Raw genomic sequence first — 21,424 nt, 5'->3', positions numbered from 1 at the left:
TCATGAACGATTCAACAGTCGATCGAATGCATTCCGTGCGGCCGACCGGGCGGCAGGGTGGACCTCCTCTGGCCCCGGTGGCCGCCGTATCCCTCGCACTACTGCTGGCCGCCCTGGCCGTCGGTGTCGCGCTCGGTGGCGTGATGCCGCTGCCATACGGCGACGCGGCCGAGGTGTTGCGGTACATCCACGGCAACCACGCCGCGGTGCAGGCCAGCGCGGTGGGCACGTTCGCGGCATCGGTGCCGCTGGCGATCTATGCCGCGACCGTGAGTACTCGTCTACGGCAACTGGGTGTGACGGCACCCGGCGCCACGATCGCCCTGGCCGGTGGCATCCTGGCGGCCGGCTCGCTCGCCCTGTCCGGGCTGATCTGCTGGACCATGTCGCGGCCCGAGGTGGTCGTCGCCGACGGGCTCATCCGCGCGCTGTACTACCTGGTGTTCCTCACCGGAGGCGTCGGGCACATCGTGGCGCTGGGTCTGCTGCTCGCCGGCATCGCCGTTCCCAGCCTCGTGCTCGGCTTGCTGCCGCGGCCACTGGCCTGGACCGGCCTGGCGATCGCCGTACTCGCGGAACTGGCCACGCTGGTGTTGATCTGGCCCGAATCGGCTGTGATCCTGCCGATCGCGCGGTTCACCGGCCTCATCTGGCTGATCGTCGCGGGCGCAGTCCTGCCCGCGCGCAGGGCCGCCAGGAGCCGGTCGTGACGCTCAGCGTCAGTGTCACCAACGTCCGTGGGCCGCTGCGGATCTCGACGTGGCTGCCGGGGTGGCCGGTCAGCTGCGCGTTCGAGCGCACACCCCGGGATGAACTTCCACCCGGTGCAGGTCGTCGCCGAGTTCGATCTGGCGGTCGAACACCGATGCGGCCAACGCGCGCCAATTATCCTCGGTGCCCGCGGCGATCGCGGGCACATAGTGGGTGAGGATCAGGATCCCGACGCCGGCACGGGTGGCGGTGGCCGCCGCCTCCTGCACCGAGGAGTGGTAACCGCAGATGTCGCGGATCCGTTGCTGCGGAAGCATTTCGATCAGATCCTTGCGGATCGCCGTGTGTATCAGGGCGCCAGCGCCGCCGGCCAGCGCGTCGAGGCCGGGGCACGGCACGGTGTCGCCGGCCGCCACCACAGACGCCCCGCCGTGTTCGATCCGGAAGGCGATCGTCGGCGTCACCGGACGGTGATCGGTGGGGCCCACCCGGATCTGCACACCGCCTCGGTCCCACACCACCGCATCGGTGTACTCGTGAACTTCCACTCTCGGTGGGCCGGGGAGATCGGCGTGGTGGGCGATGCGGTAGCCGATGTCGTGCCCGAATGCGCGCAGCATCGCATCGACCACGTCGGCGGTTCCCGGCGGGCCGATGATCGGCAGGGGCGCGGGCTCCGGGGCGAAGCTGCTCACCCAGCGGGTGATGATCACATCGCCGAGGTCGGCGATGTGATCGCTGTGCAGATGGGTGAGCAGCAGGGCGCTGAGCTGGTTGGCGCCGCTGCCGACGGCGGCCAGCCGCTGCAGCACGCCGCGGCCGCAATCGATGAGAAACGTATGGTCGCCCGCGCGCGCCAGAGTTGAGGGCCCGGCCCGATCCGGATCGGGGATCGGGCTACCGGTGCCGAGCAGCGTGACCTCGATCATGGCCCCATTCCTACTCCGTCCCGGACCAAACAGGCGTGGCTTCTTTCGTACTGACCGACACGGCTCTAGCCTGGTGTGAGGTGGATCACGATCGGAGGCTGTCGATGCGAATCGCGGACGTGCTGAAGAACAAGGGCACGGCGGTGGTGACGATTTCGCCCGAGACCACGGTGACCGAGCTGTTGGCCGGGCTGACCGAGCTGAACATCGGTGCCATGGTCGTGATGGGCCCAGGCGGCCTGGCCGGCATCGTGTCGGAACGTGATGTGGTGCGCAAGCTGCACGAGCGGGGCAGCAGCCTGCTGGCGCAGCCGGTGTCGGAGATCATGACCACGGTCGTGGCGACCTGTACTCCCCGCGACACCGTGGACCACCTCAGCGCGCTGATGACCGAGAACCGGGTGCGCCACATCCCGGTGGTAGACGGTGGGCGGCTCGCCGGCATCGTCAGCATCGGCGACATCGTCAAAACCCGGATGGAAGAACTGGAGGCCGAGCAGGAACAGCTGCAGGCCTACATCACGCAGAGCCGCTGAGTCGGATACTGCGGTTGGTCCCGCGAATTCCGCTGAAGGCGCGAAAAACCGTCGTTTCGCGGCGGGACATGTGTGCAAAGGTGGGCGGATGACCGCCGTCGATGTGCGTCCGCCCACCAAATCTGACGTCAAGCAGTTGGCCGCGGTGCTGGGCCGGGCCTTCCAGAACGATCCGGTGATGTCCTGGATCCTGGCCGACGACGCCCGCCGGGCCAAGGGTCTGCCTCGATTGTTCGCGGCGATCACCCGGCATCATTTCCTGGCCGGGGGCGGCGCCGAGGTGGCGGGCCGAGGCGGCGAGATCGGCGCGGCGGCACTGTGGGACGGGCCGGGCCGCTGGAAGCAGACGCCACGTGAAGAGCTGCGCATGCTGCCCACGCTGCTGTTGGTGTTCGGGCGCAGCCTGGGGCAAGGGCAGCGAGTCGTCGACCTGATGAAGGAGCACCATCCCGAGGAGCCGCACTGGTATCTGGCGGTGATCGGCAGCGATCCGACGGTGCGCGGCGGCGGTTTCGGGCATGCCCTGATGCAATCGAGGCTCGACCGGGTGGACGCCGAACATGCGCCGGCGTACCTGGAATCGAGCAATCCGGACAACATTCCGTATTACATGCGCTTCGGCTTCGAGGTCACCGGGGAGATCCCGCTGCCCGATGGCGGGCCGGTGCTCACGCCGATGTGGCGCGCGCCGCGCTAGGGCAAAGCGGCCGGCAGCCACGCTAATCGAAAATGCCGGACATCTTCATGATCAGCAGCAGGCCGACCGCGACGAACACCGCGACCAGCAGCACCAGCGCAATAATCGCGGTCACCGACGTCGGGGTGTACTTGTGCCTGGGCCGCGGTTCGGGTTCTCCCAGCCCCGAGGTTTGCCCGGAGTCCGGCGGGGTGGCGCCGGGAGCGACTCCGCCGCCGGGCTCCAGATCGGGTGTCTCGGCCGGGTCGGGGTCGGGTGGTAGCGCGGTCATGGTCTAGGAGTGCCCACTGACGTCGATTTGACGCATCGGCTTGGCCGCCTCACGCGGGCAAGCCGATCAGCTCCAGGAGTATTCGGCGCGCAGCCGCAGGGCGACCGCCTCGAACCGGTGGCGGTCCAGGATCGCCCCTTCGCGACGGATGCCTTCCTCGGGGACGTCGAGCACGCGGTCCAGCCGGACCCAGCTCGGCCTGCCGTCGTAGTCCCAGGTTCCGGTGCCGATGGCGATCCAGTCCGGATCGTCGCGGTGGTAATCCTGGCTGGACAGCATCAACCCCAGCAGGGTGCGCTGATCGCGGCCGACCACCAGAACCGGGCGGTCTTTGCCCTGGGTCGGATCGTCCTCGTAGACCACCCAGGTCCAGACGATCTCGCCGGGATCGGCCTGACCGTCGAGGTCGGGGGAATAGATGATCTTGCGGGCCCGATGTGCGGTGGGCACGCTGTGCCGCGACACCGGCCGGCCGGCGGTGATCGCCTGTGGCGACGGGGCGGCCGCGCCGGCGAGCACGCCGAGGCCCAGCCTGATGCCCTGCTGAAGGCCCTGTTGGATGCCTTGCTGCACGGTCCGCGGGACGCTGTCCGTGGTCTGGAGTTGGCGCACGAACTTCGGGCCCTCGTTGAACACCAGATTCTCGGCGCCATCCACTACGCCCTTGAGAACCTGTTGGAACGCCTTCCACTGCGACGCCATGTTGTCGAGCATATGCGAGTGGAGCCCTGGCGATTGTGTCGCGACGGCGGTTGCTCGATACCCTTAGGGAGCACAGCACGTGCTGCACACCCACGCTCACCAGGAGATTCCCATCAGCAGCTTCGCCGACAAGACGTTCACTGCGCCGGCGCAGATCAGGAACTTCTGCATCATCGCCCATATCGACCACGGCAAATCGACGCTGGCCGACCGGATGCTCGGTATCACGGGCGTGGTCGCCGACCGGGACATGCGGGCCCAATACCTCGACCGCATGGACATCGAGCGCGAACGCGGCATCACCATCAAGGCCCAGAACGTCCGCCTTCCTTGGCACGTCGGCGGCGAAGACTACGTTCTGCATCTGATCGATACGCCGGGCCACGTCGACTTCACCTACGAGGTGTCCCGCGCGCTGGAGGCCTGCGAGGGTGCGGTGCTGCTGGTCGACGCCGCCCAGGGCATCGAGGCGCAGACGCTGGCCAACCTGTACCTGGCGCTCGACCGTGACCTCACGATCATCCCGGTGCTCAACAAGATCGATCTGCCTGCCGCCGATCCGGACCGCTACGCCGGTGAGATCGCGCACATCATCGGGTGTGAGCCGTCGGACGTGCTGCGGGTGTCCGGCAAGACCGGCGAGGGCGTCCGGGAATTGCTCGACGAGGTCGTGCGGCTGATCCCGCCGCCGGTCGGTGACGCCGATGCGCCTGCCCGCGCGATGATCTTCGATTCGGTGTACGACATCTACCGCGGCGTCGTGACGTACGTCCGGGTCGTCGACGGCAAGCTCAACCCGCGCGAGAAGATCGCGATGATGTCGACCGGTGCCACGCACGAGTTGCTCGAGGTCGGCATCGTCTCACCCGAGCCCAAGGCGACCGAAGGCCTCGGGGTGGGGGAGGTCGGCTATCTGATCACCGGTGTGAAGGACGTCCGGCAGTCCAAGGTCGGTGACACCGTGACGACGGCGCGCAAGGGTGCGACCGAAGCGTTGACCGGCTACCGCGAGCCACGGCCGATGGTCTACTCGGGCCTCTACCCGGTGGACGGATCGGACTACCCCGTGCTGCGCGACGCGCTGGACAAACTGCAGCTCAACGACGCTGCCCTGACGTACGAGCCGGAGACGTCGGTGGCGCTTGGCTTCGGGTTCCGCTGCGGCTTCCTCGGACTGCTGCACATGGAGATCACCCGCGAACGCCTGGAGCGCGAGTTCAATCTCGACCTGATCTCCACGTCGCCCAACGTCGTGTACCGGGTCGTCAAAGACGACGGGTCGGAAATCGTGGTGACCAACCCGTCGGACTGGCCTGAAGGCAAGGTCCGCGAAGTCTACGAGCCGGTGGTCAAGACCACTGTGATCGCGCCCAGCGAGTTCATCGGCACGATCATGGAGCTCTGCCAGTCCCGGCGCGGCGAGCTCGGCGGCATGGACTACCTCTCGCCCGAACGCGTCGAGCTGCGTTACACGATGCCGTTGGGCGAGATCATCTTCGACTTCTTCGATTCGCTGAAGTCGCGCACCCGCGGTTACGCCAGCCTGGACTACGAGGAGGCCGGCGAGCAGCAGGCCGATCTGGTCAAGGTCGACATCCTGCTGCAGGGCGAGGCCGTGGACGCGTTCAGTGCCATCGTGCACAAGGATTCGGCGGCTGCCTACGGCAACAAGATGACCACCAAGCTCAAGGAGCTCATCCCGCGCCAGCAGTTCGAGGTGCCGGTGCAGGCCGCGATCGGCGCGAAAATCATTGCCCGCGAGAATATCCGGGCGATCCGCAAAGACGTGCTGTCCAAGTGCTACGGCGGTGACATCACCCGTAAGCGCAAGCTGCTGGAGAAGCAAAAAGAGGGCAAGAAGCGCATGAAGACCATCGGTCGCGTGGAAGTCCCTCAGGAGGCGTTCGTGGCGGCGCTGTCCACCGAGGCGGCCGCGGACAAGCCCAAGAAGTAGTTTTTGCGCGAGTGGCCAGTTGTGACACGCAGATCGCGAAGAAGCGTGTCACAACTGGCCATTCAGCTCCGCACTGGTTGGTTTCAGACGACCTGAAGCACGGCCTTGCCGGCGACCTTACGTCCCAACAAGGCCTGTGCGGCGGCGGCGGTGTTCTCCCATGAGTCCCGCAGGCCGATCTGCGGATCGAGTTCGCCGTCGGCCAGCAGGGTCAGCAGATAACGCAGATCGTCCTGGAACGGTGCCCGGACGGTGAAGGGCTCCAACCGTTTCCGGTTACCTGTGCGTCGCTCCTGCTCGAAGTTGATCGTGGTCGGCTCGTTGGAGGCCATCCCGATCGACTGCACCGAGCCACCGTCGGACACCAGGCTGAAGGCCTGTGCCAAGAGGCGCCCACCGACGTTGTCGAGCACACCGAACACCGGCTCGGTGACGGTGTCGAGTCCGACCACCACTTCTGCCGCGCCGAGTTCCTCGAGGCCCTCTCCGCGCGCCGGGCTGCCGACTGCGGCCACCACATGGGCGCCGGCCCGCGCGGCCAGCTGCACCGCGAACCGGCCGACACCTCCGGAGGCGCCGGTAATCAACACCCGGCGACCCACCACCGGGCCGAGGGCCCGCAACGCCTGCAGCGCCGTCACACCGGCCACCGGCAACGCGGCAGCCTCCTCGAATTCGACGAACTCGGGCAGCTCGGCCAGATTGTCGGTGGCGACGACACGTCGTTGGGCCCATCCGGCCTCACCGCTGAATCCGACCACCCGGGTGCCGACCGGCGGTCCCGAGCCGTCGGCCGCGGCCTGAGCCACCACCCCGGCACTGTCCCAACCGGGAACTTCACCCGGCCGGCGCATCTGATCGATGAAATGCAGCTCACCGAAGTTCAGTGCGATCGCACGCACCTCGATGAGGGCCTGCGATTCGGTGACCGAAGGTTCGGCCACCTCGTCGAATCGGAGATTGGCAGGAGCGTGCGGGTCGTAGACGAGGGCTCGCATGAACGGGCTAACCCCGAACGGTGTGCGGCTATTCCCTCCCATAGGGTGGCGCACGTGAGCGAGAAGGACCGCATCCGCTGGGACGCGGCCCATGCCGGCCGGGATCCGGGCGATGAGGTACCGGCCCTGCCGCAGGTGTTCAGCGGACGGGCTGACCTGTTTCCCGTGGCAGGTTCGGCGCTCGACATCGCGTGCGGCACCGGCCGGGGCGCGGTGTGGTTGGCGCAGCGCGGACTACGCGTATGGGGCCTCGACGTGTCTGGGGTGGCGATCGACCGAGCCAACGCTCTCGCTGAACGGTGCGGGATCTCCGACGGCTGCCGTTTCGATGTCGCCGACCTCGACGAGGGGCTTCCGCCCGGACCCCCGGTCGACGTGGTGCTGTGCCATCGGTTCCGCGATCCCGGGCTGTACCCGGCCCTTGCTGCGCGTCTGCGACCGGGCGGTCTGTTGGCGATCTGTGTGCTGAGCGAAGTCGGCGCGGAGGCGGGCCGATTCCGCGCTGTTGCAGGCGAACTGGTTGCGGCGTTCGTGGAGTTGGAACTCATCGCGTCGGGGGAGGGTGACGGCGAAGCCTGGCTGCTGGCCCGGGCCCGCTGACCCAACGGTCGGCTAGTCGGTTCGGCAGGAGGTCGGCGAAGAAGCGGCAGACAGCATTTCGTCCCGGACGCTGGAAATGTTCAGAAAACAGCCCGTATCGCGTCCGGCATTCCGCCATCCACGCGCAACATTCGGTGGGACGAGAATGGCGTCCCCAGCTTCGAGTAGCACCTTGTGCTCTTCTGCTTCGTCGAAGAACACGACCCACGAGCCTGAGGCCACGAACATCAGTTCCTCTGTGGTGTGATCGTGGAGCGGGGCGCCCTCGCCAGGACCGCCCACCCCTGTCGTCAGCCGTAGCTCCCCACTTGAGACGGCCGCCGGGACCCCTTTTACGAAATCGGACTGCGCCTTGTCGGTGTACTTGTACAGCGATATCGGGCGGGTGTTTTCACCCGAGCTGGGGGCCGAGGTGGGCTGCATGTCGTGAAACCTCACGACGTTCTCGATGGCCTTCGCCACTGCTGGCGGCAAGGTGGCTGCATCGCCTGTCACGTTCCGTTCAGCGCTCATCGTTCTACATTCCTTTCAGCATGTTGCACCTTGCTTGCCATACCGTGCCAGGGTCGCGCGGGTGGCAAGCGTATCCGATACGCCCCGGGGGTATAGTGGTGCATGACCACACATACCCCTACTGGGTATCCAGGGTCAAGTTCGGAAGCGCTCGATCGAGGAGAAAGGCATGCAGATGCATTCGCATGACGAGGACGTGCAGTTCATGACCGACCTGCGGGAGTCGGCTCCCGAGATGGTCTCGGCCTTCTTCGGTTTCGACAAGGCGGTGTTCAGCAAGAACTCTGGCAACCTCGACCTCGCCACCCGCGAGCTCATCGCGGTGGGGGTGGCTGTGACCACCCAATGCCCTTACTGCATCGCCGATCATGCGAAGCGAGCCAGGCAGGCCGGCGCATCCAAGTCCGATGTTGCCGAGGCTGTGATGGTCGCGGCCGCACTACGTGCGGGAGGCGGGGTCACCCATGGCTGGAAGGCCATGAAGGCCATAGCCGACGCCGAGTGATCGGCATCGGCGCGCTCGCCCGTTACCGGGCGGCGTTGACCGGTACCCGACGGGCTTGCGCCAGCAGTTCACCCCAGGCATTGAACGCTTCGGCGTATTCGGCCGAGGTGCCAGAGCTGCCACCAGCGAGGTCGACCAACGCCCTTGCGATGCTGCCGATTCCGATGCCGGTGCGCTGCACCACCCGCACCAGCTCGGCGAAAGCCTGATCGGGCGCGCAACCGCGCAGGGCGACCAGAACACCGATCGCAACGTCGATCTTGATGCGTGAAGTGTCGTCTGCACGGTTGTAGCTCATGAACCGATGGTGCCGGGCGCGCATCGGAGGATCCAGACATCGGCGCACCCTGATTTCTCCTGGCGCCTGCTCCGGCCTACATCGGCGCGTTGGCGGGTTGGAAGACCCCGGAACTGTCGGACTCCTCCTCGGCCCGGATGACGTGCACCACGGCGTTGATCAGGGCCAGGTGGGTGAACGCCTGCGGGAAGTTGCCCAGATGCCGGCCCGTGCGTGGCTCGATCTCCTCGGCGTAGAGGTGCAGCGGGCTGGCGAAGGACAGCAGCCGCTCCAGCAGATGCTTGGCCCGGCTCACCTCACCGATCTCGACGAGCGCGGACACCAGCCAGAACGAACAGATGGTGAAGGTGCCCTCCTCGCCGGACAAGCCGTCGTCGGTCTCCTCGACCCGGTACCGCAGGACCAGGCCGTCCTCGGTGAGTTCGTCGGCGATCGCGAGCACGGTGGCCCGCACCCGCGGATCGTCCGAGGGCAGGAACCGGGTCAGCACGGCCAGCAGCAGCGAGGCGTCCAGCGCGTCGTCGTTGTAGCGCTGGGTCAGTACGCCACGGGAATCGACCCCGCGAGCCAGGATGTCGGCCTTGATCTCCTCGGCGGTCGCCCGCCACTGTTGCGCATAGCTCTTCTCGCCCTGCAATTCGGCCAGCTTCGAACCACGGTCCAGCGCCACCCAGCACATGATCTTGCTCGAGGTGAAGTGCTGCGGTTCGCCGCGCACCTCCCAGATGCCCCGGTCGGGTTCCTTCCAGTGCTTGATGGCCTCCTCGACCTGGTGCTTCAGCACGGGCCACAGCGCCTCGGGAATCTGCTCACGGGACTTGGCGTGCAGGTACACCGAATCGAGCATGGTGCCCCAGATGTCGTGCTGCATCTGGTTGTAGGCGCCGTTGCCGATGCGCACGGGCCGGGCGTTGTCATAGCCCGAGAGGTGATGCAACTCTTCCTCGACCAGGCTGCGCTCACCGCCGACGCCGTACATCACCTGGAGCGGGTGCCGTTCGCCGTTGTTGGCGCCGGACACGTCGGCGATGAACGAGAAGAAGTCGTCGGCCTCGCGGTCCAGGCCGAGGGTGTACAACCCCCACAGCGCGAACGTCGAATCCCGGATCCACGAATAGCGGTAGTCCCAGTTCCGTTCGCCGTGCGGTGTTTCCGGCAGCGACGTGGTGGGTGCGGCCAGCAGGGCACCGGTCGGCGAGTAGGTCAACCCCTTCAGCGTCAGCGCGCTGCGCTGCAGGTACGACCGCCACGGGTGATCGGGGAAGTCGCCGATGTTGATCCACTGCCGCCACGACTCGCTGGTCTTCCACATCTTCTCGGCGGCCTCGTCGTACGTCTGCGGCGCCGGGTGCTTGGACCAGCTGAGTGCGACGAACACGTTGTCGCCCTCGGTGAGCCGGGTGCGGGCGCGCGCCTCGCGGCCCTCGATGCCGATCCGCAGATTGGTGGTCAGTCGCAGCGTCGGGTGCGAATCCGGGTTGCGGCTGGCGCGGGCGATGGCCTCGCCATAGGCCGGGCCGGAGTACTCCCACGACGCGGCCACCCGGTGGTAGTCGAAGGACGGTTCGCAGTTCATCACCAGTTCGACGGTGCCGCTGACGCACCGCACGGTCCGCAGCAGGATGTGCTCGGCATCCCAGTCCATCGGGGTGCGCCGGTGCGTGCGCGAGCGGGTCTCGATGTCGTGCCAGGGGCCCATCACCAGCGCGTCGCGCACGATCAGCCAGCCGGTGTGGGTCTGCCAGGTGGTCTCCAGGATCAGGCTGCCCGGCAGGTAGCGGCGCGCCGACGGCACGGTCACGCCGTAGGGGCCCAGCCGGAAGTGGCCGGCGTTGCGGTCCAGGATCGCGCCGAACACGCTGGGCGAATCGGGCCTGGGGACACACAGCCACTCCACCGAACCGGCCGAGGAGATCAGGCAGGTGTTCTCGCAGTCGGACAGGAAGCCGTAGTCGGCGATCGGCGGGAAGGGGTTCCGCAGGGCCCCGCCCGACGTGTAGGGCACCGGGGCGGTAACCGTCAGCGGTGCCTCGGGCGCCTTGGGAGCATCGGCTGTCTTGTCGAGTGCCGCGACGACATCCGTGGGCTCGGTGTGTTGCAGAACCATCCGCACATCATCATCTGCGAATACGCGCGCCGTCTACCCGGGACACACGTGTCGAACGTTACGGGCGAAACGGGATGGACAAGGGGCTCACCTCCCGATCGCATACGCTTGCCCCATGGCGGCAATCCTGAACTGGTGGGACGGTGTCGAACTGTGGCTGACCGGGTTGCCATTCGTCGTGCAGACCGCTGTGGTGATGCCGGTGGTGCTGGCGCTGGCCTATGGCACCGCAGTGCTGCTCGACGGCGCGCTGGGCTGGGGAAGCGCCGGGTTGCACTGGCTGCGTCACGCCCCGGCTGACGAGGTGGAATCCGAGTGAACGGTATGCCGCGCTCACGTGTCACGTTGGTCTTGGTGATCTTGGTTGTCCTGGTCATCGTGATGTGGTTGCTGACCCGCTAGCCGGGCCACAAATCGCTCGACGGGCGCGACGCGGGAATTCTGTTATTCTTCGCGCCATGCATTCAGTGTCCGGCAAGACAGAGAGCCATGTGTTGGCGCTCATTGCCGTGGGTTCATGCGCTGTTGCTGACGTCGCCTGTTGTCGCTGACTCCAACCCGTCCGCGGTTTGGTGTCGGTGGCGGTTCTGTGCCCGGATGCTCTCCTCTTGCCTCCCTCGCCTCCCAGCCTTTCCGCACGACGGACCTCGCATTGTCCGCTGTCCGTAAGAAAGGTCCTCAGTGCCCATTTACAAGTCCAACGTCAGACGGTCCCCATGGTCCTCCTCGCGTGCGGGGCTCTGGCGAACTGCCATCGTCCTGGCCGCGACCGGCGCGCTCGTCGTGGGCTGCGGTGGCGGCGCCAGCGACGTTGCCGGTGGTGACCACGGTGCCGCGGGAGCCGACACCACGCTGACGCTGGTCGCCTATGCCGTGCCCGAGCCGGGCTGGAGCAAGATCATCCCGGCCTTCGCCGCCACCGAAGAGGGCAAGGGCGTCGCGGTCACGACCTCCTATGGAGCATCGGGCGACCAGTCTCGTGCTGTGGCCGACGGTAAGCCGGCCGACATCGTGAACTTCTCCGTGGAACCCGACGTCACCCGCTTGGTGAAGGCCGACAAGGTGGCCGATGACTGGAGCGCCGGCAATACGAAGGGCGTTCCGTTCGGCTCTGTGGTGTCATTGGTGGTGCGCAAGGGTAACCCCAAGGGCATCAAAGACTGGGATGACCTGCTGCAGCCCGGCCTCGAGGTGGTCACCCCGAGCCCGCTGAGTTCGGGCTCGGCCAAGTGGAACCTGTTGGCCCCGTACGCGGCAAAGAGCAACGGCGGCAAGGATTCTGCGGCCGGCCTCGACTTCGTCAACAAGCTGGTCACCGAGCACGTCAAGACCCGACCGGGTTCGGGGCGTGAGGCCACCGACGTCTTCCTGCAGGGCACCGGCGACGTGCTGATCAGCTATGAGAACGAGGCGATCAACGTCGAGCGGCAGGGCAAGCCCGTCGAGCACGTCAATCCGCCGCAGACCTTCAAGATCGAGAACCCGGTGGCCGTCGTCAAAACCAGTGCCCACGCCGACAAGGCCAAGGCCCTGCAGAACTTCCTGTTCACCGCCGAAGGCCAGAAGCTGTGGGGCGAGGCCGGCTTCCGTCCGGTCGACCCGGCCGTGGCGGCCGATTTCGCGAAGGACTTCCCGACACCGGAGAAGCTCTGGACGATCGCTGATCTCGGCGGATGGAACTCGGCCGACCCGGCGTTGTTCGACAAGGAGAACGGGTCGATCACCAAGATCTACAAGCAGGCGACTGGATGACTTCAGTAACGCAGACCGATGCAGCCGAGCCTGATTCGGCTGCGCCCGCGCCGGGGGATTCCGCCCCCGGCGCGCGGCCCGGCCGCTACGGCAGCACCTCGCTGCGCGTGGGGGCGGCGTCGATCTGGTTGAGCGTGATCGTGCTGCTGCCGTTGGCGGCGATCCTGTGGCAGGCGGCCGGCGGCGGGTGGAACGCCTTCTGGCTGGCGGTCACCTCGAATGCGGCGCTGGAATCGTTTCGCGTGACGCTGACGATCTCCGCAGGCGTGACAGTGGTGAACCTCTTCTTCGGCCTGGTGGTTGCCTGGGTGCTGACCCGTGACGACTTTCCCGGCAAGCGACTGGTCGACTCGGTGATCGACCTGCCGTTCGCCCTGCCGACCATCGTGGCGAGCCTGGTGATGCTGGCGCTGTACGGCCCGGCGAGTCCGGTCGACCTGCATCTGCAGCACACCAAGTGGGGTGTCGGGGTCGCATTGCTGTTCGTCACATTGCCGTTCGTGGTGCGTTCGGTGCAGCCGGTGCTGTTGGAACTGGACCGTGAAGTGGAGGAGGCCGCGGCATCGTTGGGCGCCAACACCTTCACCATCCTGACCAATATCATCCTGCCGGCGCTGCTGCCCTCCTTGCTGTCCGGCGCCGGGCTGGCATTTTCCCGTGCCATCGGCGAGTTCGGCTCGGTGGTGCTGATCGGTGGTGCGGTTCCCGGTGAGACGGAGGTGTCTTCACAGTGGATCCGGACGCTGATCGAGAACGACGACCGGACCGGTGCCGCTGCGATTTCCATTGTGCTGCTGGTGATTTCGTTCGTGGTGCTGTTTGTGCTGCGGGCGGTGGGTTCGCGGGCGGCCAAACGTGAGGAGCTTTCGGCATGACGCTCTCACCGTCGGTGCGTTACCTGCTGCGCTTTCTGGCGCTGGCCTATGTGGCGGTGCTGGTGGTGGTGCCGGTCGGGCTCATCCTGTGGCGCACCTTCAGCCCGGGCGTCGGTGCGTTCTTCGCGTCGGTGGGCACGCCAGCGGCCATCTCCGCGCTGCAGCTGTCGCTCCTGGTGGTGGCGATCGTGGTGCCGCTGAACGTGTTGTTCGGTGTTCCCACCGCCCTGGTGCTGGCGCGCAACCGGTTCCGCGGTAAGAGCGCCCTGCAGGCCATCATCGACCTGCCGTTCGCGGTGTCGCCGGTGGTCGTCGGTGTCGCGCTGATCCTGCTGTGGGGTTCGGCCGGGCTGCTCGGATTCGTCGAGAACAATCTCGGATTGAAGATCATCTTCGGATTCCCCGGAATCGTGCTGGCCAGCATCTTCGTCACGGTCCCGTTCGTGATCCGTGAGGTCGAGCCGGTGCTGCACGAGATCGGCACCGATCAGGAAGAAGCCGCCGCGACGCTGGGGTCGACCTGGTGGCAGACGTTCTGGCGAATCACCCTGCCGTCCATCCGGTGGGGCCTGACGTACGGCATCGTGCTGACCGTCGCCCGCACGCTGGGGGAGTTCGGTGCGGTGATCATGGTGTCCTCGAACTTGCCGGGCACCTCCCAGACGCTGACCCTGCTGGTGGCCGACCGCTACAACCGCGGTACCGCCGATTCGGTGTACGGGGCGTACGCCATCTCGACATTGCTCATGGCGGTGGCCGTGATCGTCCTGGTGATCCAGGTGATTCTCGACCGACGCCGTACCAAGGCCGCGCAGTAGGCCCGAGAAGGAGACAAGAGCTATGACTGACGCGATCGTGGTTCGGGGCGCCAACAAGCGTTACGGAGATTTCGCGGCGCTCGACAACATCGACTTCGAGGTGCCGTCCGGTTCGTTGACCGCGCTGTTGGGGCCGAGCGGCTCGGGCAAGTCCACGCTGTTGCGCGCCATCGCAGGCCTGGACCAGCCCGACACCGGCACCATCACCATCAATGGGCGCGATGTCACGGGGATCCCGCCCCAGCGCCGCGGAATCGGTTTCGTGTTCCAGCACTATGCGGCGTTCAAGCATCTGACGGTCCGCGACAACGTGGCATTCGGCCTCAAGATCCGTAAGCGGCCCAAGGCCGAGGTCAAGGAGAAGGTCGACAATCTGCTGGAAGTGGTGGGGCTGGCCGGTTTCCAGACCCGCTATCCCAACCAGCTCTCCGGCGGTCAGCGTCAGCGCATGGCGCTGGCCCGTGCCTTGGCGGTGGACCCGCAGGTGTTGTTGCTCGACGAGCCGTTCGGGGCGCTGGACGCCAAGGTGCGGGAAGATCTGCGGACCTGGCTGCGCCGCCTTCACGACGAGGTGCATGTCACCACGGTGCTGGTGACCCACGACCAGGCCGAAGCGCTGGATGTGGCGGACCGGATCGCGGTGCTCAACAAGGGTCGCATCGAGCAGGTCGGCTCGCCGACCGAGGTGTACGACGAGCCGGCCAATGCATTCGTGATGTCGTTTCTGGGTGCGGTGTCGGAACTGAACGGCATCTTGGTGCGCCCGCACGATATTCGGGTGGGCCGCAACCCGGAGCTGGCCGTCGCCGCCGGTGATGGCACCGCGGAGGCCACCGGCGTGCTGAGGGCCACCATCGACCGGATCGTGATGCTGGGCTTCGAGGTGCGGGTCGAATTGATCAGTGCCGCAACCCATGTGCCCTTCACAGCGCAGATCACCCGCGGTGACGCCGAGGCGTTGGGGCTTCGTGAGGGAGACACGGTTTACGTGCGGGCGACGCGGGTTCCGCAGATCGCCGGGGGAGTGCAGATTGCGGCGAGTGGCGAAGACGCTCCGAGGGATACCGAGAAGAGCAGTGACGAGGATGAGGCCCTGACCGTCAGCTGAGACGGTCGGGGCCACCCGGTCAGGCCAGGGTCAGGAACAGCTTCTCCAACTCGGCTACGTCCATGGTCTCGTCACTGTTGCCGGTGATGCACTCGCGCAGACTGGTCGCGACGATTTTGAATCCGGCGCGGTCCAGCGCGCGGGACACCGCGGCGAGCTGCGTGACGACGTCCTTGCAGTCACGACCCTGCTCGATCATGGCGATGACGCCCGAGAGCTGTCCCTGCGCGCGGCGGAGCCGGTTGAGGATGGCGGCGATCGATTCCTCGTCGCAGATCATGTTGTCCCCCTTCTATGTTGGGTCCGTTGATTCTCATCATACCCGCGGGGGTATATCTGTATGGTCATGTTGTCGTAGCGGGTGGACCGAAAATCCATCGCAGCGGACACCATCCCAGCCTGGCGCAGCTGAGGTTGCCGAGGCCGGCCACCACGGTCAGGCCGGCCGTGGTGAGCCCGACGGCGGGGTGGACCTCCTGGCCGAGGATCAGCGATGCCATCAGCAACACGAACCAGCCGAACGCCCGGCGCACCGCGTCGGGGTCGACGTGGGCGGTCAGGCGGGTGCCCAGAAGGCTGCCCAGCACTGCCGCGGCGGTGACCGCACCGGCGATCGTCCAGTCGATCGGCACGGTGCTCAGGTGCCCGGCCAGGCCCGCGGCCGAGTTCATCGCGATCACCAGCAACGAGGTTCCCACCGCGACGGGCATGGGCAGCCCGCCCAGCAGTGCCAAGGCAGGCACCACCAGGAAACCGCCGCCGGCTCCGACGGCGCCGGTCACCACCCCGACTCCCAGCCCCATCAGCAGTACCCTGGCGACCGGCATCGTCCGCGTCGTCGGCTCGCATGCCTTGCGGCCCTTGATCATTGCGATCCCCGTGGCGATCATCACCACCGTGAACGCGGTCAGCAGTACCGATCCGGGCACGACGTAGCTCAGCAGTCCGCCCAGGTACGCACCGGCCATGCCGGCTGCCCCGAACATCAGGCCGCTGCGCCATCGCACTCGGCCGGCGCGCGCATGTGACAACATGCTGACCACGCTGGTGACCCCGACGACCAGCAGCGAGGTGGCGATCGCCTCCTTGGCCTCCATGCCCGCCACGTAGGCCAGCAGGGGAACGGTCAGGATCGAGCCGCCGCCGCCGAGAAGCCCGAGGGACACCCCGACCAGGACGGCCAGCGCGACGGCGACTGCGATCATGCCAACGCGCCGGAAGCTGTTTGTTCGGAACCGATCAGCTGCTCCACGATGCTGCGGGCATCACAGGACCCACCCCGGTTGTATGGCAACTTCGACAGCATCATGCCCATCGCGCAGGTGTTCGTCAGAGCCGCGGTGGTCAACCCGGCCCCGATCGCCGCGGCGACCCACTTCAGCTTCGGGGCGGCGATGCTGCCCAGGACGCTGCTCAGCACGACCGACCCCGCCACCAGTCGGACCTGGCGCTCCAGTTCCCAGCGCTGTGCGCCACGGCGAATCTCGAAACCCTTGTTCTGCCAGGCGGTCATGCCGCCGTCGAGGATCGCGACATTCGGCAGACCCGCATCGCGCAAGGTCTGGCCGGCGGTGCTCGCCCGCTGCCCGGAGCGGCAGATCAGCACCACGTCCTCGTCGAGGTGCTGGGCGATCTCGTCCCGGTGCTCCTGCAGCAGATCCAATGGCACGTTGTAAGCGCCCGGGATATGGGCGGTTTCGAACTCGCCGGGTGTGCGTACGTCGATCAGCCGTGGGCCGGCACCGGCCTGCTTGAGTTCGTTGAGTTCGGCAGCGCCGATGATCGACGAGGTGGACATCAGGCCAGGCCTTTCAACATGAGGTTCCAGTACATGGCGGGCAGCCCGTACTTCTTCAGCAGCCAGTACGGCCGGTGGGGCTTGACCGGATCGAGCAGGGGGAAGGACGGTTTGAGTGCGAAGTCGTAATCGAACTCGGCGAGCAGCATGTCGCGTGAGGACGTGACGATCGGGCACGAGGCATAGCCGTCGTAGGTCCCGGGCAGCGGACGCCCGCTGCGCACCGCGCCGATGTTGTCCACCACGGCGAGTGCCTGCTTGCGAATGGCCGCACCGGTTTTCGAGTTCGGCGACGATCCCGCATCGCCGAGGGCGAAAACATTCGGGTAACGCACGTGCTGCATCGTGTGCTTGTCGATGTCCACATAACCGTTGGCGTCCCCGCCGACATGGCTCGTGGACAGCGGGCTGGCCTTGATCCAGTCGGGCGCCGATTGATGGGGGACCGCGTGCAGCACGTCGTAGGGCAGAGTGGTCTCGGTGCCGGCCGCGAGGTTGATCATGGTCACCTTGCGAGCCGCCGAATCGATGGACCGCACCTCACTTCCGGTGTGCAGCTGGATGCCGTAGTCGGCGATGACCTTGTCCAGGTTGTCGGCGATCGCGGGGATGCCGAAGATCCGCGGGGTCGGGACCACCAGGTGCACGTCGATGTCGTCGAGCACACCCTGGCGCCGCCAGTGGTCGCACGCCAGGTACGCGATCTTCTGGGGCGCGCCGGCGCACTTGATCGGCCCCGACGGCATGGTGAACACCGCCGTCCCGGATCGAGTGTTGCGGATGAATTCCCATGTGCGCGGGGCGAGGTCGAAGCGGTAGTTCGACGAGACGCCGTCTTTGCCGAGCGTGTCGGTCAGGCCCTCGGTGCGTTCCCAGTCGAGCTGGATGCCCGGAGCCACCACCAGCACGTCGTAGGAGTAGGTTGCACCATCGGCACACGTGACCTGGTTTGCGTCCGGATCGACGGATGTGGCGGCACTTTTGATCCAGGTGGCACCCCGCGGCATCACCGATGCTTCGGCACGCTCGGTTTCGGCGGCCGTCGCCTGTCCGCCGCCGACCAGCGTCCACAACGGCTGGTAATAGTGCTTGTCGGACGGTTCGATGATCGCCACATCGGTGTAGTGCTTGCGCAGCAACCGGGCCGCCACGGTGATTCCGGCCGTGCCGCCGCCGATGATCAGCACCTCGTGCTTGTGTGGGGTGGGCATGGTTGTTCTGTGCTCCTGTCTCTCAGACGGTTTGCGCTGTGTTGATCGGTGCGGCTCGGCCGCAGTGCTGGTTTGTGCGGCTCAGGCGGTCTGAGTGCTGTCCGCCCAGGCGCCGTAGCCACCCAGGATGTCGCTGACATCGGTGAAGCCGCGCCGGCGCAGCAGGCTGGCCGCCACCGATGAGCGGTAGCCGCCGGCGCAGTAGACCACGGTGGGGCGCGTGGGATCCAATTCGCCGGTCCGCTCGGGCAGCTGACCCACCGGGATGTTGACCGCGCCCGGGACCATGCCCGCCGGGGTCTCGCCGGGATTGCGCACGTCGACGATCTGCAGGCCTTCAACAGTGGCGGCGCGCTCGGCGAAGGCGGTGGCCGTCAACCGTGAGGCCACCGTCACATCGTCGGAGTGTTCGAACATCATCCGCTCGGGATCCTGGACGTAACCCAGCACCCGGTCGAATCCGATGCGGGCCAGGCGGTTCTTGCCTTCCCGTTCCTCGCCCGGGTCGGTGATCAGCACGATGTCGGCGTCGGGCTTGACCACCGACCCGGCGAATTCGGCGTAGCGCCCGGCCAGCCCGATGTTGATCGCGTTGCGCAGGTGGCCCAGAGCGAAATCCTCGGGGCTGCGGCCATCGATCAACATGGCTCCGCCTGCCACGGCGCCGGTGAGCTGACGGTAGTCGAGCGCCTCGGGTGTCGCCTCCTCGTCGAGCAACGCGCGGTCCTTGCGGTTCAGGATCGCGTCGTACACGAAATAGCCTGGGGCCGGCGGCTGGCCGGCGGTGACCAGCTCGATGAATGACTGCTTGTCGGGTGCCCGCAGGGCGTAGTTGGTCTGCTTCTGCTCACCGATGGTGGACGACAGTTCGGTGGACAGGTTCTTGCCGCAGGCCGAGCCCGCACCATGCGCTGGGAAGACGCGGGTGGCATCGGGTAGCGGCAACAGCTTCTCGTGCAGCGAGTGGTAGAGCTTGTCGGCCAGCTCGTCACGGGTGAAACCGATCGAAGCCAGCAGGTCGGGCCGGCCGACGTCGCCGATGAACAGCGTGTCTCCGGTCAGGACGCCGTACGGCACTGCGTCATCGGCACGTTCGTAGACCACGATGCTCATCGATTCCGGGGTGTGTCCCGGCGTGTGGCGGAATTCCAGTACCACCTCGCCCAGTGAAATGCGTTGGCCGTCTTCGACTCCCAGGTGATCGAACTCCGGCTTGGCGACCGACGAGTACACGATCTCGGCACCGGCGGCCTCGGCCAGCTCGAGGTGGCCGGACAGGAAATCGGCGTGGAAGTGAGTCTCGATCACGTGGGTGATCCGCATGCCGAACTTCTCGGCGTCGGCGACGTACTCGGAGACGTCGCGCTGCGGGTCGACGACGACAGCGCGACCGGTGGACTCATCGCCGATGAGGTACGACGCGTGGGACAGACAGTCCAGGTAGTACTGGATGAACTTCATTGTTCAACTCCTCAGTGGGCGGTTCTGTATACCTAGGGGGGTATGCCAATAGATCCGAATATACCCCTTGGGGTATAGGAGTCAAGCCGATGAAGACGCCCCCGGGCGGTGCCCGGGGGCGTGATTGCTCGGTGAGCGGAAGCGTCAGGCGGCGAAGCCGGCGCTGCGCGCCGCCAGCGCCTCTTCGTAGCGATCCAGCACGGTGGCCGCCACCAGGCGGTGCGCGCCCAGCGGATCGGCCATAGGAATGCCTGCGGCACAAGCGAATTCGTAAACCCGGTCGGTGATGCGACCATGGGCCAGGAACCATGGGGCGATCACCAGGCGGCGGGCGCCGCGTTGGTGCAACCGATCGACGGCCTCGGGCAGGGACGGACTCTGTCCTGTGGCGAACGCCACCTGGGTACCGGCCCAGCGGGTGCCGTCGGCCAATGCACCGGCCAGGACAGCGGTCCGCGCATTGGCGGCCGGATGCGACGAGCCGACACCGGCCAGGATCACCCCGAGATCGGCGTCGAATCGGGACACTCCCACCGCGGTCAGCCGTTCGCGCACCACCTGCAGCAGGCGGGGATCATCGCCGAGCACATCGGCCTGGGTCACCTCTGCGCCGGAGTTGGCGATCAGCTCGGGAATGTCGATCCGGGCGTGATAGGCGCTGCCCAGGAGCAGCGGCACGACCACGGCGCCGGGCTCGACATCGGGCAGCACCTCGGTGAGGTTGGGTGCGTTCTGCTCACAGAACGCGACCCTTACCTCGGTGTCGGGCAGCAGACGACGCAGATGCCCGCCGATGGCGTGCGCGTTCGCCGACGAACGCGGGTCCGCGCTGCCGTGTGCTGTGAGAACGAGCGTCACAGATGCCTCACGAGGCGTGCAGCCCGCACTCCGTCTTGGCCTGGCCGGCCCACCGACCGCTGCGGGGATCGGCGCCCTCGGCCGGCTTGGTCGTGCACGGTGCACACCCGATGGACGGATAGCCGTCGTAGACAAGGGGATTGACCAGGATGTCGTTGGCCTCGATGTAGGCCTGCATGTCCTCATCGGACCAGGCCGCGATCGGGTTGATCTTCACCAGTCCGAACGCGGCGTCCCAGCTGATCAGCGGGGCGTTGGCGCGCGTCGGTGCTTCGACGCGGCGGATACCGGTGACCCAGGCGGTGTAGCCGGCCAGAGCCTTTCCCAGCGGCTCGACCTTGCGCATCCGGCAGCAGGCCGCGGCGTCGCGGGCGAACAGGTCCTTGCCGTGCAGCTCGTCCTGCTGAGCCACGGTGTTCTCGGGGCGGACGTTCACCACGTTCACGCCGTACACCTGCTCCACGGCGTCGCGGGTGCCGATGGTCTCGGCGAAGTGGTAGCCGGTGTCGAGGAAGAGTACGTCGACACCGGGGCGCACCTTGGCCGCCATCTCGACCAGGACCGCATCCTGCATGTTCGAGGCCACCACGTAATTGCCACCGAAGTGCTTGTCGGTCCAGCGCAGGAGTTCCTCGGCGCTCGCGTCGGCCAGCTCGGCCGCGCCCCGCTCGGCCAACGCTTGAAGGTCGATATCCGTCAAGTCAGTCACCTCGTCATCACCT

The 21,424-nt window shown here is 66.7% G+C and carries 26 protein-coding genes; 12 read left to right on the top strand and 14 right to left on the bottom strand.

Annotated features, from left to right (window positions below; translation table 11 throughout):
* The first annotated feature begins 2 nt into the window (after positions 1 to 2).
* Entirely contained in the window at positions 3 to 710 is a 708-nt protein-coding gene (locus QQ25_RS20655; RefSeq protein ID WP_201774252.1) for a hypothetical protein, read from the top strand.
* A gap of 69 nt (positions 711 to 779) precedes the next feature.
* Here QQ25_RS20655 and QQ25_RS20650 read toward each other — a convergent pair whose 3' ends face one another.
* Positions 780 to 1,640 (bottom strand): ribonuclease Z, encoded by an 861-nt coding sequence (locus QQ25_RS20650; RefSeq protein WP_039380719.1) that lies wholly within the window; start codon positions 1,638 to 1,640, stop codon positions 780 to 782.
* Positions 1,641 to 1,744: 104 nt separating this feature from the next.
* On the opposite strand from QQ25_RS20650, the gene QQ25_RS20645 reads away from it, so the two are divergent.
* The gene (locus QQ25_RS20645; RefSeq protein ID WP_039323099.1) at positions 1,745 to 2,176 is read left to right on the top strand and encodes a CBS domain-containing protein; all 432 of its coding nucleotides are present in this window, start codon (positions 1,745 to 1,747) and stop codon (positions 2,174 to 2,176) included.
* A gap of 88 nt (positions 2,177 to 2,264) precedes the next feature.
* The gene (locus tag QQ25_RS20640) at positions 2,265 to 2,873 is read left to right on the top strand and encodes a GNAT family N-acetyltransferase (protein WP_039380717.1); all 609 of its coding nucleotides are present in this window, start codon (positions 2,265 to 2,267) and stop codon (positions 2,871 to 2,873) included.
* A 22-nt stretch (positions 2,874 to 2,895) separates the two neighbouring features.
* Here the strand turns inward: QQ25_RS20640 and QQ25_RS20635 are convergent, their stop codons facing one another.
* Positions 2,896 to 3,144: a DUF6480 family protein gene (locus QQ25_RS20635; RefSeq protein WP_039322141.1), complete on the bottom strand. Its 249-nt coding sequence runs from the start codon at positions 3,142 to 3,144 to the stop codon at positions 2,896 to 2,898.
* 66 nt (positions 3,145 to 3,210) lie between these two features.
* The gene (locus QQ25_RS20630) at positions 3,211 to 3,846 is read right to left on the bottom strand and encodes a type II toxin-antitoxin system PemK/MazF family toxin (protein WP_101906112.1); all 636 of its coding nucleotides are present in this window, start codon (positions 3,844 to 3,846) and stop codon (positions 3,211 to 3,213) included.
* Positions 3,847 to 3,925: 79 nt separating this feature from the next.
* On the opposite strand from QQ25_RS20630, the gene lepA reads away from it, so the two are divergent.
* Entirely contained in the window at positions 3,926 to 5,800 is a 1,875-nt protein-coding gene (gene lepA / locus QQ25_RS20625) for a translation elongation factor 4 (protein WP_039380714.1), read from the top strand.
* An 83-nt stretch (positions 5,801 to 5,883) separates the two neighbouring features.
* Here lepA and QQ25_RS20620 read toward each other — a convergent pair whose 3' ends face one another.
* On the bottom strand, positions 5,884 to 6,798 hold the full coding sequence (locus tag QQ25_RS20620) for a zinc-binding dehydrogenase (protein WP_039322136.1): 915 nt from the start codon (positions 6,796 to 6,798) through the stop codon (positions 5,884 to 5,886).
* Positions 6,799 to 6,852: 54 nt separating this feature from the next.
* Here QQ25_RS20620 and QQ25_RS20615 point away from each other — a divergent pair, with 54 nt between their 5' ends.
* Positions 6,853 to 7,398, top strand: coding sequence for a class I SAM-dependent methyltransferase (locus QQ25_RS20615; RefSeq protein ID WP_039381134.1), 546 nt, complete (start codon positions 6,853 to 6,855; stop codon positions 7,396 to 7,398).
* Positions 7,399 to 7,410: 12 nt separating this feature from the next.
* On the opposite strand, the gene QQ25_RS20610 is transcribed toward QQ25_RS20615, so the two are convergent.
* On the bottom strand, positions 7,411 to 7,911 hold the full coding sequence (locus QQ25_RS20610; RefSeq protein ID WP_082017615.1) for a cupin domain-containing protein: 501 nt from the start codon (positions 7,909 to 7,911) through the stop codon (positions 7,411 to 7,413).
* A 169-nt stretch (positions 7,912 to 8,080) separates the two neighbouring features.
* Here QQ25_RS20610 and QQ25_RS20605 point away from each other — a divergent pair, with 169 nt between their 5' ends.
* Positions 8,081 to 8,416: a carboxymuconolactone decarboxylase family protein gene (locus tag QQ25_RS20605; protein ID WP_201774251.1), complete on the top strand. Its 336-nt coding sequence runs from the start codon at positions 8,081 to 8,083 to the stop codon at positions 8,414 to 8,416.
* A 22-nt stretch (positions 8,417 to 8,438) separates the two neighbouring features.
* Here QQ25_RS20605 and QQ25_RS20600 read toward each other — a convergent pair whose 3' ends face one another.
* Together QQ25_RS20600 and QQ25_RS20595 are read right to left on the bottom strand one after the other, a co-directional pair.
* Positions 8,439 to 8,714, bottom strand: coding sequence for an ANTAR domain-containing protein (locus QQ25_RS20600; RefSeq protein ID WP_039323093.1), 276 nt, complete (start codon positions 8,712 to 8,714; stop codon positions 8,439 to 8,441).
* A gap of 76 nt (positions 8,715 to 8,790) precedes the next feature.
* Positions 8,791 to 10,821 carry a glycoside hydrolase family 15 protein gene (locus tag QQ25_RS20595; protein ID WP_039322122.1) on the bottom strand — a complete coding sequence of 677 codons (2,031 nt, stop codon included), beginning with the start codon at positions 10,819 to 10,821 and terminating at the stop codon, positions 8,791 to 8,793.
* Between the two features lie 115 nt (positions 10,822 to 10,936).
* On the opposite strand from QQ25_RS20595, the gene QQ25_RS20590 reads away from it, so the two are divergent.
* The 6 genes from QQ25_RS20590 to QQ25_RS20570 all read left to right on the top strand — a co-directional run bounded on the left by QQ25_RS20590 (position 10,937) and on the right by QQ25_RS20570 (position 15,374).
* Positions 10,937 to 11,140 (top strand): hypothetical protein, encoded by a 204-nt coding sequence (locus QQ25_RS20590; RefSeq protein ID WP_039380710.1) that lies wholly within the window; start codon positions 10,937 to 10,939, stop codon positions 11,138 to 11,140.
* Positions 11,043 to 11,372 (top strand): Ms4533A family Cys-rich leader peptide, encoded by a 330-nt coding sequence (locus QQ25_RS31650; protein WP_409370996.1) that lies wholly within the window; start codon positions 11,043 to 11,045, stop codon positions 11,370 to 11,372. The genes QQ25_RS20590 and QQ25_RS31650 overlap by 98 nt, the downstream gene beginning before the upstream one ends.
* A 136-nt stretch (positions 11,373 to 11,508) precedes the next feature.
* Complete coding sequence (locus tag QQ25_RS20585; RefSeq protein WP_082017641.1) at positions 11,509 to 12,573, top strand: sulfate ABC transporter substrate-binding protein; 1,065 nt, start codon at positions 11,509 to 11,511, stop codon at positions 12,571 to 12,573.
* Positions 12,570 to 13,448, top strand: coding sequence for a sulfate ABC transporter permease subunit CysT (gene cysT, locus QQ25_RS20580; RefSeq protein WP_039380709.1), 879 nt, complete (start codon positions 12,570 to 12,572; stop codon positions 13,446 to 13,448). Before QQ25_RS20585 ends, cysT begins: the two co-directional genes overlap by 4 nt.
* On the top strand, positions 13,445 to 14,266 hold the full coding sequence (cysW, locus tag QQ25_RS20575) for a sulfate ABC transporter permease subunit CysW (protein ID WP_039322117.1): 822 nt from the start codon (positions 13,445 to 13,447) through the stop codon (positions 14,264 to 14,266). Before cysT ends, cysW begins: the two co-directional genes overlap by 4 nt.
* A 22-nt stretch (positions 14,267 to 14,288) precedes the next feature.
* Positions 14,289 to 15,374, top strand: coding sequence for a sulfate/molybdate ABC transporter ATP-binding protein (locus QQ25_RS20570; RefSeq protein ID WP_039380707.1), 1,086 nt, complete (start codon positions 14,289 to 14,291; stop codon positions 15,372 to 15,374).
* Between the two features lie 19 nt (positions 15,375 to 15,393).
* On the opposite strand, the gene QQ25_RS20565 is transcribed toward QQ25_RS20570, so the two are convergent.
* From QQ25_RS20565 to QQ25_RS20535, 7 genes are all read right to left on the bottom strand, one after another.
* The gene (locus QQ25_RS20565; protein WP_039322112.1) at positions 15,394 to 15,654 is read right to left on the bottom strand and encodes a metal-sensitive transcriptional regulator; all 261 of its coding nucleotides are present in this window, start codon (positions 15,652 to 15,654) and stop codon (positions 15,394 to 15,396) included.
* Between the two features lie 64 nt (positions 15,655 to 15,718).
* Positions 15,719 to 16,579 carry a sulfite exporter TauE/SafE family protein gene (locus tag QQ25_RS20560; protein ID WP_039380706.1) on the bottom strand — a complete coding sequence of 287 codons (861 nt, stop codon included), beginning with the start codon at positions 16,577 to 16,579 and terminating at the stop codon, positions 15,719 to 15,721.
* On the bottom strand, positions 16,576 to 17,172 hold the full coding sequence (locus QQ25_RS20555) for a rhodanese-like domain-containing protein (RefSeq protein ID WP_039380704.1): 597 nt from the start codon (positions 17,170 to 17,172) through the stop codon (positions 16,576 to 16,578). The genes QQ25_RS20560 and QQ25_RS20555 overlap by 4 nt, the downstream gene beginning before the upstream one ends.
* Positions 17,172 to 18,383, bottom strand: a complete 1,212-nt coding sequence (locus QQ25_RS20550; RefSeq protein WP_039380703.1) for an NAD(P)/FAD-dependent oxidoreductase — start codon at positions 18,381 to 18,383, stop codon at positions 17,172 to 17,174. The genes QQ25_RS20555 and QQ25_RS20550 overlap by 1 nt, the downstream gene beginning before the upstream one ends.
* An 81-nt stretch (positions 18,384 to 18,464) precedes the next feature.
* Positions 18,465 to 19,844 (bottom strand): MBL fold metallo-hydrolase, encoded by a 1,380-nt coding sequence (locus QQ25_RS20545; RefSeq protein ID WP_039380702.1) that lies wholly within the window; start codon positions 19,842 to 19,844, stop codon positions 18,465 to 18,467.
* A gap of 144 nt (positions 19,845 to 19,988) precedes the next feature.
* Positions 19,989 to 20,702, bottom strand: coding sequence for a sirohydrochlorin chelatase (locus tag QQ25_RS20540; RefSeq protein ID WP_039322097.1), 714 nt, complete (start codon positions 20,700 to 20,702; stop codon positions 19,989 to 19,991).
* A gap of 7 nt (positions 20,703 to 20,709) precedes the next feature.
* The gene (locus tag QQ25_RS20535; protein ID WP_039380700.1) at positions 20,710 to 21,411 is read right to left on the bottom strand and encodes a phosphoadenylyl-sulfate reductase; all 702 of its coding nucleotides are present in this window, start codon (positions 21,409 to 21,411) and stop codon (positions 20,710 to 20,712) included.
* Positions 21,412 to 21,424 lie beyond the last annotated feature (13 nt).

Origin of the sequence: Mycolicibacterium setense, from assembly GCF_000805385.1 — a bacterium.
Taxonomy (GTDB): Bacteria; Actinomycetota; Actinomycetes; order Mycobacteriales; family Mycobacteriaceae; genus Mycobacterium; species Mycobacterium setense.
Note: the sequence above shows the minus strand (reverse complement) of the source record. Positions and strands in the feature narration are given on the sequence as shown.

Coding starts and splice junctions, on each gene's coding strand:
- QQ25_RS20655 (WP_201774252.1), top strand. CDS start 3: ATGAACGATTCAACAGTCGATCGAATGCATTCCGTGCGGCCGACCGGG.
- QQ25_RS20650 (WP_039380719.1), bottom strand. CDS start 1,640: ATGATCGAGGTCACGCTGCTCGGCACCGGTAGCCCGATCCCCGATCCG.
- QQ25_RS20645 (WP_039323099.1), top strand. CDS start 1,745: ATGCGAATCGCGGACGTGCTGAAGAACAAGGGCACGGCGGTGGTGACG.
- QQ25_RS20640 (WP_039380717.1), top strand. CDS start 2,265: ATGACCGCCGTCGATGTGCGTCCGCCCACCAAATCTGACGTCAAGCAG.
- QQ25_RS20635 (WP_039322141.1), bottom strand. CDS start 3,144: ATGACCGCGCTACCACCCGACCCCGACCCGGCCGAGACACCCGATCTG.
- QQ25_RS20630 (WP_101906112.1), bottom strand. CDS start 3,846: ATGGCGTCGCAGTGGAAGGCGTTCCAACAGGTTCTCAAGGGCGTAGTG.
- QQ25_RS20620 (WP_039322136.1), bottom strand. CDS start 6,798: ATGCGAGCCCTCGTCTACGACCCGCACGCTCCTGCCAATCTCCGATTC.
- QQ25_RS20610 (WP_082017615.1), bottom strand. CDS start 7,911: ATGAGCGCTGAACGGAACGTGACAGGCGATGCAGCCACCTTGCCGCCA.
- QQ25_RS20605 (WP_201774251.1), top strand. CDS start 8,081: ATGCAGATGCATTCGCATGACGAGGACGTGCAGTTCATGACCGACCTG.
- QQ25_RS20600 (WP_039323093.1), bottom strand. CDS start 8,714: ATGAGCTACAACCGTGCAGACGACACTTCACGCATCAAGATCGACGTT.
- QQ25_RS20595 (WP_039322122.1), bottom strand. CDS start 10,821: ATGGTTCTGCAACACACCGAGCCCACGGATGTCGTCGCGGCACTCGAC.
- QQ25_RS20590 (WP_039380710.1), top strand. CDS start 10,937: ATGGCGGCAATCCTGAACTGGTGGGACGGTGTCGAACTGTGGCTGACC.
- QQ25_RS31650 (WP_409370996.1), top strand. CDS start 11,043: ATGGCACCGCAGTGCTGCTCGACGGCGCGCTGGGCTGGGGAAGCGCCG.
- cysT (WP_039380709.1), top strand. CDS start 12,570: ATGACTTCAGTAACGCAGACCGATGCAGCCGAGCCTGATTCGGCTGCG.
- cysW (WP_039322117.1), top strand. CDS start 13,445: ATGACGCTCTCACCGTCGGTGCGTTACCTGCTGCGCTTTCTGGCGCTG.
- QQ25_RS20570 (WP_039380707.1), top strand. CDS start 14,289: ATGACTGACGCGATCGTGGTTCGGGGCGCCAACAAGCGTTACGGAGAT.
- QQ25_RS20565 (WP_039322112.1), bottom strand. CDS start 15,654: ATGATCTGCGACGAGGAATCGATCGCCGCCATCCTCAACCGGCTCCGC.
- QQ25_RS20560 (WP_039380706.1), bottom strand. CDS start 16,579: ATGATCGCAGTCGCCGTCGCGCTGGCCGTCCTGGTCGGGGTGTCCCTC.
- QQ25_RS20555 (WP_039380704.1), bottom strand. CDS start 17,172: ATGTCCACCTCGTCGATCATCGGCGCTGCCGAACTCAACGAACTCAAG.
- QQ25_RS20550 (WP_039380703.1), bottom strand. CDS start 18,383: ATGCCCACCCCACACAAGCACGAGGTGCTGATCATCGGCGGCGGCACG.
- QQ25_RS20545 (WP_039380702.1), bottom strand. CDS start 19,844: ATGAAGTTCATCCAGTACTACCTGGACTGTCTGTCCCACGCGTCGTAC.